The organism is Acinetobacter sp. YH12039 (assembly GCF_013420015.1).
GTDB lineage: Bacteria > Pseudomonadota > Gammaproteobacteria > Pseudomonadales > Moraxellaceae > Acinetobacter > Acinetobacter amyesii.
In genome coordinates this window covers 1-1294 of the sequence record NZ_VOZA01000130.1, presented here as the reverse complement: position 1 = coordinate 1294, position 1294 = coordinate 1, and the positions used below count along the sequence as shown (strand labels likewise).

1 protein-coding gene and 1 pseudogene are annotated in these 1294 nt (G+C 42.6%); both read left to right on the top strand.

Annotated elements, in window-relative coordinates:
- Positions 1 to 761: TonB-dependent receptor domain-containing protein (locus FTT98_RS17830; RefSeq protein WP_180177630.1), on the top strand; the 761-nt coding region annotated here is incomplete at its 5' end.
- A 105-nt stretch (positions 762 to 866) separates the two neighbouring features.
- Positions 867 to 1294: pseudogene (locus FTT98_RS17825) on the top strand (phospholipase); the annotation flags it as partial.

Here is a 1294-nt window from a genome sequence, read left to right as displayed (position 1 = left end):
AGAAAAATTATTCAGGCACGGGCGTCTCTGCTTCTGCTGCTGCGAATTGGGAATTTGCCCCGAACTATAAGTTATCCATTGTAGGTTCACATCAGCAACGTTTACCACTGGCACAAGAGTTGTATGCCAATGGCCTGCATTTTGCCACCAATACCTATGAAGTCGGTAATCCTGATCTGGAAAAAGAAAGCTCGAATAACCTGGAGCTGGGTTTCGAATATGAAGGTGCTAAGCTGGATTATCATGCGCATATTTACCATAACTGGTTTGATGACTATATCTACGGTGCGACTACGGCCAGAAATGGAAATTTGCGTGGGGTAGAATATACTCAAGATAAAGCTCGTTTCTATGGGGCTGAAGCGGAAGCTACTTATGCATTAAATGACACATACAAGTTTGGTGTGTTCGGTGATTATGTACGCGGCAAAATTGAGGGTGAAAATGCACCCCGTATTCCAGCAGGCCGCTTAGGAACCAAGGTTGAAGCAGACTTTGCCGATGGCTGGTCAGGAATGGCAGAGTATTATCATGTCTTTAATCAGGACAAAACGGCCAGTTATGAAGATGAAACCCAAGGCTATAACATGGTCAATGTCGGCCTAAGCTATGCTAATAGCATTGCTGATAAAAATGCCTATCGGGTTTATTTTAAAGCCGATAATCTGCTCGATGATCAGGTCTATTCACATAGCTCATTCCTGTCGAATATTCCGCAAGTCGGACGTAATTTCACAGTCGGCGTACAATATGATTTCTAGGATTTAGATGAAATAACTGACCGAATCCAAGTACTGTCACTGAAATAGACTTGAAAAATCATCAGATTAAACCTAGCCTGAGTATATTGGGTTAGGTTTTTTCTTATGCGTATCTTTCAACGAATTCACAATAAACTGAACTGGTCAAACCGCCGTTATGCGGCCTTGATCATTGGTGTGCTGATGGCCAGTTATCTGGCTTCAGCAATTTATCATACTTATAAACCCTTACCTGAAGGGCTGAATTACACGGGTAAGCTGCGCCATGCACAGGTGAAATTTCTGGTCGATCAGACTTATCTAGATACACAGGGCAAGCAGCAACTGGATCATCAGATTTTTAATGAAATGCTGAAAATGGTTGAGGAAGCAAAATCCCTGATCGTGCTGGATATGTTTCTGTTTAATCAGCAGACTGGTGCCTCTAAACAGGAACATCAGGCACTCAGCAAACAGCTCACAGATGCCTTACTCAACAAGCGATTGATGCAGCCTGAAGTCGAAATCAAATTTATTAGCGATCCGATTAATTC